This is a genomic window from Microvirga arvi (assembly GCF_016892765.1).
Lineage (GTDB): Bacteria > Pseudomonadota > Alphaproteobacteria > Rhizobiales > Beijerinckiaceae > Microvirga > Microvirga arvi.
The window spans coordinates 142,485-150,534 of record NZ_JAFEMD010000008.1 but is presented as its reverse complement, the minus strand read 5'-3'; the positions used below and the strand labels follow the sequence as shown (position 1 = coordinate 150,534).

The 8,050-nt window shown below is 61.9% G+C and carries 12 protein-coding genes and 2 tRNA genes; 5 read left to right on the top strand and 9 right to left on the bottom strand.

Annotated elements, in window-relative coordinates:
- Positions 1 to 251: proline racemase family protein (locus ILT44_RS07380; RefSeq protein ID WP_204238925.1), on the bottom strand; the 251-nt coding region annotated here is incomplete at its 3' end.
- 73 nt (positions 252 to 324) lie between these two features.
- Positions 325 to 1,254, bottom strand: coding sequence for a dihydrodipicolinate synthase family protein (locus ILT44_RS07375; RefSeq protein ID WP_204238924.1), 930 nt, complete (start codon positions 1,252 to 1,254; stop codon positions 325 to 327).
- A gap of 99 nt (positions 1,255 to 1,353) precedes the next feature.
- Between ILT44_RS07375 and ILT44_RS07370 the strand changes: the two genes are divergently transcribed.
- On the top strand, positions 1,354 to 2,064 hold the full coding sequence (locus tag ILT44_RS07370; RefSeq protein ID WP_204238923.1) for a GntR family transcriptional regulator: 711 nt from the start codon (positions 1,354 to 1,356) through the stop codon (positions 2,062 to 2,064).
- Between the two features lie 51 nt (positions 2,065 to 2,115).
- Here the strand turns inward: ILT44_RS07370 and ILT44_RS07365 are convergent.
- From ILT44_RS07365 to ILT44_RS07340, 6 genes are all read right to left on the bottom strand, one after another.
- Positions 2,116 to 2,192 (bottom strand) — tRNA-Arg (locus tag ILT44_RS07365).
- 21 nt (positions 2,193 to 2,213) lie between these two features.
- A complete protein-coding gene (locus ILT44_RS07360; RefSeq protein WP_204238922.1) occupies positions 2,214 to 2,519 on the bottom strand; it encodes an ETC complex I subunit in 306 nt (101 codons plus the stop codon).
- 37 nt (positions 2,520 to 2,556) lie between these two features.
- Positions 2,557 to 2,633, bottom strand: a tRNA-Pro gene (locus tag ILT44_RS07355).
- A 495-nt stretch (positions 2,634 to 3,128) separates the two neighbouring features.
- Entirely contained in the window at positions 3,129 to 3,596 is a 468-nt protein-coding gene (locus ILT44_RS07350; RefSeq protein WP_239467972.1) for a DUF192 domain-containing protein, read from the bottom strand.
- Complete coding sequence (locus tag ILT44_RS07345; RefSeq protein ID WP_204238920.1) at positions 3,596 to 4,216, bottom strand: cold-shock protein; 621 nt, start codon at positions 4,214 to 4,216, stop codon at positions 3,596 to 3,598. Before ILT44_RS07345 ends, ILT44_RS07350 begins: the two co-directional genes overlap by 1 nt.
- Positions 4,217 to 4,343: 127 nt before the next feature.
- A complete protein-coding gene (locus ILT44_RS07340; protein ID WP_204238919.1) occupies positions 4,344 to 5,099 on the bottom strand; it encodes an SIR2 family NAD-dependent protein deacylase in 756 nt (251 codons plus the stop codon).
- Between the two features lie 45 nt (positions 5,100 to 5,144).
- On the opposite strand from ILT44_RS07340, the gene ILT44_RS07335 reads away from it, so the two are divergent.
- The 3 genes from ILT44_RS07335 (at position 5,145) to ILT44_RS07325 (ending at position 7,239) form a co-directional block, all read left to right on the top strand.
- A complete protein-coding gene (locus ILT44_RS07335) occupies positions 5,145 to 6,134 on the top strand; it encodes a heparan-alpha-glucosaminide N-acetyltransferase (RefSeq protein WP_204238918.1) in 990 nt (329 codons plus the stop codon).
- Between the two features lie 125 nt (positions 6,135 to 6,259).
- Positions 6,260 to 6,886 (top strand): 2-dehydro-3-deoxy-6-phosphogalactonate aldolase, encoded by a 627-nt coding sequence (locus ILT44_RS07330; protein WP_204238917.1) that lies wholly within the window; start codon positions 6,260 to 6,262, stop codon positions 6,884 to 6,886.
- Between the two features lie 95 nt (positions 6,887 to 6,981).
- Complete coding sequence (locus ILT44_RS07325; RefSeq protein WP_204238916.1) at positions 6,982 to 7,239, top strand: hypothetical protein; 258 nt, start codon at positions 6,982 to 6,984, stop codon at positions 7,237 to 7,239.
- Positions 7,240 to 7,293: 54 nt separating this feature from the next.
- Here ILT44_RS07325 and ILT44_RS07320 read toward each other — a convergent pair whose 3' ends face one another.
- Complete coding sequence (locus ILT44_RS07320; protein ID WP_204238915.1) at positions 7,294 to 7,527, bottom strand: DUF6894 family protein; 234 nt, start codon at positions 7,525 to 7,527, stop codon at positions 7,294 to 7,296.
- A 194-nt stretch (positions 7,528 to 7,721) separates the two neighbouring features.
- On the opposite strand from ILT44_RS07320, the gene ILT44_RS07315 reads away from it, so the two are divergent.
- A complete protein-coding gene (locus tag ILT44_RS07315) occupies positions 7,722 to 8,024 on the top strand; it encodes a hypothetical protein (protein ID WP_204238914.1) in 303 nt (100 codons plus the stop codon).
- The last annotated feature ends 26 nt before the right edge of the window (positions 8,025 to 8,050 follow it).

Here is an 8,050-nt window from a genome sequence, read left to right as displayed (position 1 = left end):
GTCTCGATGAACAGGATGCCCACGTCGCAATCCGGCCGCGTCGGCGGGTAGAGGATCGAGCCCGACATCATGTCGTGGCCGCGCGGCTCGAACATCAGGCCTGTGCGGATCCAGTCGTACTCCGCCAGGAAATGCTGGCGCCGGTCGAACATGGTCTCCCCTTTGAGTTGGGGAATGCTGCCGCCGCCCACCACCCGGACCGGGTTGCCGCAGGTATGGCCGTCGATGCAGAAGAAGGTGTGGCGCGCCATGGCCTCACTCGCATTTCAAAGAGATGGCAGGTCGAAGATGAAGGGCGGGGCCGATCGCCTCGCCTCTGGTTTATCAGGCTGCGGGTCTGAGGCCCACATCCGGCAGCTTCGGACGATTCCTGAGTGCCTTGTCCATGACAGCTTCGACCTCAGCCTTCTCCGCCCCTTCGAGCGGCAAACGCGGCGGACGGGTGAGCGCCGAGCCGCGGCCCATGATGTGCTCGCACAGCTTGATGCATTGCACGAGATCCGGGCGGGCATCGAGATGCAGGAGCGGCATGAACCACTCGTAGAGCGCCTTCGCCTCCTCGTAGCGGCCGGCCTTCGCAAGGCGGAACAGGGTTTCGCCCTCCTGCGGGAAGGCGTTCGACATGCCGGAGATCCAGCCTTCGGCCCCCAGCATCACGCTCTCGACCACCACATCGTCGAGGCCGGCGAACAAGACAAACCGGTCGCCCACCATGTTCTTGGTGTCGATGAAGCGGCGCGTGTCGCCCGAGGAATCCTTGAAGCAGACGATAGTCTCGCAATCGGCGAGCGAAGCCAGGATGTCGGGCGTCACGTCGTTCTTGTAGATCGGCGGGTTGTTGTAGACCATCACCGGCAAGTCTGTGGCCTTGGCGACGCCGCGGAAATGGGCGGCCGTCTCGTGCGGCTTCGAGGAATAGACCAGGGCCGGCATGACCATCACGCCATCGAGGCCGACGCGGGCGGCCTCTTTTGCGACTTCCGACGCGAATTGGGTCGTGAACTCGGCGATGCCCGCGATCACCGGCACCCGCCCGCGAGCCACGCTCTTGGCCGTCTCCATCACGGCCACCTTCTCGGAGCGGCTGAGGGAGGTGTTCTCACCGACCGTGCCGCAGACGATCAGGCCGGAGACACCGTCGCGGATCAGCCCGTCCAGCACCTTGGCGGTTGCATCGAGATCGAGTTCGTAGTTGGGCTTGAACTGGGTCGTCACTGCGGGAAAGACGCCTTCCCAACCAATCTTGTTCGCCATTGTGGTCCTGCTCCCGATGGTGCATTGAAGTTTGTTATTGTAGATTGTATAAAATCTGCACTGTCAAGCGCGTCCCTGCCCTCCCACGCCATGAGTTTGATGACGAACCGAACTGCATCATCACCAAAGCCGGTTCAGAAGACCTTCCAACACCGGACCATCTCCGCCTCGGTGGCGGAGGAACTGCGCCGGCGCATCGTGGACGGCGAGTTCCAGGCCGGCTTCCAGCTTCGCCAGGAAGCGCTGGCCGTGGAGTTCGGCATCAGCCGGATCCCTGTCCGGGAGGCCCTGGTACAGTTGGAAGCGGAGGGGCTCGTGAAGATCCATCCCCATCGCGGCGCCATCGTCTCTGCCCTCTCCCCGGAAGAAGTCGAGGAACTGTTCGAGCTCCGGGCCCTGCTGGAGCCGCGCCTCCTCAAGGCCTCGGCACCGCGTCTGACGGAAGCCGATTATCGGCGGCTACAGGGCATCCTTCAGGAATACAGCTCTGAGCTTCACGCCATGCATGTGAGCCGCTGGGGCGAGCTGAACCGGGAATTCCACATGGTCCTGTATCAGCATGCCGGTCAGCCACGTTCGCTCGCCATCGTCGCCAACTTCCTGCAGGAATGCGACCGTCATACCCGCCTCCAGCTCACCCTGACCGACGGACGAGCGCGGGCCGAGGCCGAACATGATCAGTTGCTTCGGCTCTGTCTTGAAGGACAGATCAATGCAGCCTGTAAGCTTCTGAAAACCCATATCGAAGGCGCTGGAACGTCACTCCTGAAATACATCCACGAGCACCAGAATAACGGCGAGACGGCATAGATCGTCTAAACGCTGAAGATGTGTCCGCAGGACGCGTCGATATGGTGATAGTGGCGACTCCGGTAGGGCTCGAACCTACGACCTGCCGCTTAGAAGGCGGCTGCTCTATCCAGCTGAGCTACGGAGCCGTCCTGCGTCGGGCTTTGACCTCAGTGGGTCCAGGGGCCGACGCGGTTGAACTTGAAATTGTCGGAATAGGAGATGGTCCGCCGCTTGACCTCGTGCGGCTCCTCGACCCGATAGGCGATGCCCTCGCGCTCGGCATAGGCCATGGCTTCTTCCTTCGAATCGAACCAAAGGGAGAGCTGCTGACGGGTATCGCCCGAACTGGTCCAGCCCATCAGGGGCTCGATCTCACGGGGCTTGTCCTGCTCGAAGACGAGAAGCCACTGCTTCGTCCGGGCCAATCCGGACTGGGTTGCGGACTTGGCGGGCTTGTAGATCCGTGCAGGCATCGGTTCTGGACTCTTTCCAACACTCATCCGGTGAAGATGGTCGGGGCGGCAGGATTTGAACCCGCGACCCTCTGCTCCCAAAGCAGATGCGCTACCAGACTGCGCTACACCCCGATATCCTCAACAGCTTGGGTTTCCTAACGTTCTGGAAACCGATGCGCAAGGGGGCGGGTTCCGTAATCGGAACGGAAAGGATCCGATGGAACCTATATGACACGGGAAATCCCAGGAAGGGCCTACGATTATTCCCGAGGCGGTCCTGCCCCGCCAAGCCGGGCCCCCGGTGTCCATGCATAGCCATCGGCCATTCCTTGCAGTTTCAGGTCACCCGAAGGCCAGCATGACCGTAATGAGCGCTCCAAGGGCGACCACGCCCCCGGCGAAGCCTGCTACGGTCAAGGCATTGTTGCGGTCTCTGCGGTCCATGGATTCCTCCCATTGGTCCAGCATGAGAAAGGCCAACGCGCGAAAGGAACAAGGGTTACCGCTTGGATATCTCGAAACCCGATCAGGATCGTCCGCACGGCTCGGCCCGGCGAGGCGCTATGGTGAAGTCTCAAGCCGGCCGCGCCCCTGAGATTGAAGGACATCCCCAGCCTGCATCCCGATTCAGCGCTTGAAGAGCGGATGCTCCACACGATCGCCCGGCTTGATCCCGAGCTTGGCCGCGGTGCCGGCATTCAACTCGAGCACGGCGAGAACCGGCTCTCCGGAGGGGATCGTCCGGGTGGACAGGGGCTCGGTATTGGCAGCGATGCGGGCGATCGTGCCATCGGCCCGGATGAACAGCATGTCGAGCGGCAGATAGGTGTTCTGCATCCACATGGAGACCGGCTCGACCCGCACGAAATCGAACAGCATGCCCTGGTCCGCCGGCATGGAGCGGCGGAACATCAGCCCCTGGGCACGGTCCGCGTCGTTGCGGGCCACCTCGACCTTGAAGGTCTGCTTCTGCCCAGCCTGCATGGCAACGGACAGGGTCTCAAGGGCCTGAGCATAGACCGCACCGGCGAGGAGCACGACGAAGCCGAGAGCCGGAACCACCGGCCGGAACCGTTGCAGCACGGGAGAACTCATCAATGGGAGTGCGGCAGGGCCATGTCGGCCAGACGGACCTCGGCGGCCATAAGCCCTTTCGAGCCGTCACCGAAGCGAACGAAGACGCGCTCGCCCGGCTTAAGCTCGGCAATGCCGTAGCGGCGAAGGGTTTCCATGTGGACGAAGATATCCGGCTTACCCTCGCCTTGTGTGAGGAAGCCGAAGCCGCGCAGGCGGTTGAACCACTTCACAACCGCAGGTTCGAGTCCGCTGGTCGGCACGACCTGGACATGGGTCCGTGGCAGCGGGAGTTCGGATGGGTGAAGCGCCGTCGACTCGTCGAGTGAGAGGATGCGGAAGGCCTGCAGACCCCGGGGGCGCTGAACAGCCTCCACCAAGATCCTGGCTCCTTCATTGGCGGCCTGATAGCCGTCGCGCCGCAGGCAGGTCACATGGAGCAGAACATCGGGCATGCCGTTGTCCGGCACAATGAAGCCGAAACCTTTGGCCACATCGAACCATTTGATCCGGCCGCTGACCTGGACGAGCTCAAGAGCGCTCTCCTCCGAGGCCGGCTGAGCAACCTCCCGGCGGTTCTGATCAAAGGAAGGATTCTCCTCGCGGAGATTGAAAGAATTGGAGCCGTAATCGCCAGTCATGAAATAACCCAAACTCGAATCATGAACCCGATTCTTAAAAAGAGGATAACATCGTCCTGAATCAGGGGAAGCCAGAAACACGCCTCAACCGGCGATGAAATTTGCGGCAGTGCGCATGTTCTTGAAGTTACGCAATAAATTTTGAGAAGACCGTGCCGATTTCTGCATGGATCACCAGATCGGCAGCCTCATCGAGGGGTGTGGGCTCCCGATTGACGATGACGAGGTGTGCTCCGTTCTCCTTGGCGAAGGCCGGAAAAGCGGCTGCCGGATAGACGACCAGCGACGAGCCCACCACCAGGAAAAGGTCGCAGCCTGCCGTGAGCCTCTGCGCCCGGCGCATCGGCTCTTCCGGCATGGCTTGCCCGAAGGAGATCGTCGCGGACTTGAGAACCCCGCCGCAGGCGATGCATTCCGGAGGATCTCCGCTCCTCTCGAAATGATATCTCACCCAGTCAAGCTCATGGCGTCGGCCACAGTCCAGACATCGGGCATAGGTGCCGTTGCCGTGCAGCTCGATCACCTGCTCCTCGGTCAGGCCAGCTCGCTGATGAAGGCCGTCGATGTTCTGGGTGATGATGGCCGGCATCCGTCCCGAGGCCACCAGGGAGGCGAATCCGAGATGTCCCTTGCTGGGATGGGCATCGCGGTAAAGGTCATCCATCGTGAACTTCCGCCGCCACGCCTCCCGGCGGGCTTTCGGACTCTGGAGAAAAAGCTCGAACGGGATCGGCTTGTTGCGCAGCCAGGGAGAGTTCGGCGAGCGGAAGTCGGGAATGCCGCTTTCGGTCGAGATCCCCGCGCCCGTGAAGCCCGCAACGATGCGCGCATCTTGAATCATGTCCTGCAATGTGGCGATTGATGCGGCAAGGCTTTCGGTCATCTCTATTCACATAGGCCGGAAAATCGGCAAGGAACGCCCCTGACCATGAGACATGACGATGTGAAGGCCGGTCCCTTCCGGGCTCAAGCCGCCGTCCAACGCTGGGACGCCATCGACGTCGCCCGGGGCGTCGCCATTGCCGCAATGGTCATCTATCATTTCAGCTGGGACTTGAGCTTCCTGCAGCTGATCGAGACCAACATCCTCCAAATTCCGGCCTGGCGCTGGTTCGCACGCGGAATCGCGGGCTCGTTCCTCATGCTCGCAGGCTTCGGCCTCGTGCTGGCTCACGCGAGAGGCTTCAAGGTTAGGCCTTTCATGAAGCGCCTGATGAAGGTAGGCGGTGCGGCCTTGGCCGTCACCGTAGCCACCTACTTCGCCTTCCCTGAAAGCTACATCTTCTTTGGCATTCTCCATTGCATCGCCGCCTCGAGCGTTCTGGCCCTGCCATTCCTGAGGCTGCACCCTGCCCTCACCTTAGGTCTTGCGGCTCTCTGCTTGGCAGCCCCCTCCCTCCTCACGAGCCCTGCCCTCGATGCTCCTTGGCTCGATTGGCTCGGGCTGGGCGCGTCCGATCCGGTCACCAATGATTACGTGCCGATCTTTCCCTGGTTCGGCCTCGTCCTGATCGGCGTGGCCGCTGGCAGGATGCTGTTGGCACGACCGGAGACCATGAACCTTGCCGGCTGGCGTGCTCGCGGCCTGTTCTCAAGGGTCCTGATCTGGGCTGGGCGCAAAAGCCTGCCGATCTATCTCACCCACCAAATCATTCTTCTGGGAGTTCTCTACGGTGTCCTGCAGATCGCAGGCCCCAATCGCATGGCCGAGGCCCGGCCGTTCATGATCCAATGCGAGGCGACCTGTCTGCAGAACGCGCAGCCGCAGACCTGTCGCACACTCTGCTCCTGCACGGTCGAGACGCTGCGCCGGGATGAGCTCTGGCAGAAGGTCCTCAGCGGTACGACGACAGCCGAGGATCAGACGCGCATCTCACGGGCCGCGCAGCAATGCCTGCGTCAAACCCCGCCTTCGTAAGGGTGAGCACTGCGGACGGGCGAGATATCGATGAAAGGTTGAAACCGGCTTACCCCCTTGCCAACTAGTATCGGCCGGTGATCGGCTGAAGCGGAAGTCCAGGCCTTAACGAGTGGAGGCGAGCTGTGCTGAGTGATTATCTGTCTGAACTTCCTCTGATCGCGATCCTGCGGGGCGTGAGGCCCGAGAACGTCGAAGCCGTCGGTCATGCGCTGGTCGAGGCAGGCTTTCGCATCATCGAGGTTCCCCTCAACTCACCCGACCCTTTCCGCAGCATCGAGCGCCTTGCAAAGAGCATGCCCGGAAACGTTCTTGTCGGCGCCGGCACCGTTCTCGATCCGGAACAGGTAAACGGCATCCGCGACGTCGGCGGCAAGCTGATCGTCATGCCGCACGCGGATCCCGCTGTGATCAAGAGGGCCAAGGAACAGGAGCTCATCTGCACCCCTGGCGTTGCAACGCCGACCGAGGCGTTTGCGGCTCTCAAGGCGGGAGCGGACGCCATCAAGATCTTCCCTGCCGAGGCCGTTCCGCCTGCCGTGGTGAAGGCTTGGCGGGCGGTCCTGCCGAAGGACACCGTGGTTGTGCCGGTCGGCGGCATCAAGCCCGACAACATGAAGCCTTACGTGGAAGCAGGCGCCAATGGGTTCGGGCTCGGTTCGGCACTGTTTACCCCTGCCATGTCGGTCGAGGAAATCGGGCGCAAGGCCCGCGATTTCGCCGCCGCCTGGCAGGCCCTGCGCGCCGGCTAGCCCCTTCACATACGTCGTCTCGAAGCATCTGGGCAGGAACCCGCGGCAGGGAAAGCCGTTCTCAGGGAGACACGCCCCTTTGTAGGAGTTCGACGATGAAGAAAACGGCTTTGATCCTTGCTGCTTCGATTCTGAGCACGGCCGCGTTCGCTCAGGACACCACGACGACCATCAAGAAGGAGGAAGGCCTCCTGGGCAGCAAGACCACCATCGAGCGCTCTACGGAGCCGAGCACCACGTCTTCGACCTCGGTGACGACCTCGACCACCGGCAGCGTCGGCTGCACCTCGGAGACCAAGCAGAAGACCGACGAGTTCGGCGATACGACGACCAAGAAGAAGGTCGAGTGCTAAATCAGCCTCATCGCCTCGTCAGCAGGGCCCGGCCGTCCACGCCGGGCCTTTCTCTTATCGGCGCCGGCCGCCTTGTCCGCTGCGGAAGAACGGCACGGTCAAAAGGCGCCGCCCCTCCTCGTCCGTGATCTCAAGCTCGATATTGCCGGCATCGGCCAGCTCGTCCCGCAGTTCCTCGACCGTGGCAAGCGCCTCGGCACGGGCAGCCTCGAGATCGGGAAGCTCGATGCCCTCCTCGTCTTCATCGACATCGTAACCGTCTCGGATGTTGAAGAAATAGCGGGGCATGGTTTTCAGCTTCAATTTGACGTTTGGCGGGAAAAACGCTCCCGGGGGCGGCAGGTTCAACCGAGAGCCTCCACCCTCCTATATACATTTCCTGATGAGGCGATAGCCAGCGTGCAAGCCATGGAGCTTTTTGCGCAGTGGAGCGTTTTATCCGCACGCCAAGGGTAAGCGCGGGTCAACCGTTCGGAAATGCCATGATCCGTTTCTCCCTTGTCCCACTTGCAGCTTTAGCCTTTATGACAGCTGCCGGGTCGCCCTCGGCCAGCGCTCAGTCAGCCTGCGGTCCCCGTGAACAGCTCGTCAAACTGCTCTCCGATCAATACAAGGAGGGGCCCGTCGGCATAGGCTTGGCCCAACCCGGGCAGGTGCTGGAGGTTTTTGCATCGTCCAATGGCTCCTGGACCATGGTGATGACCATGCCGGACGGCAAGGCCTGCATGATCGCCGCGGGAGATAACTGGGAGATGGTGACCAAGATCAAAGGCAGTCCCGTCTGATCTACCCAGGCCGAGCGCTCGACCTG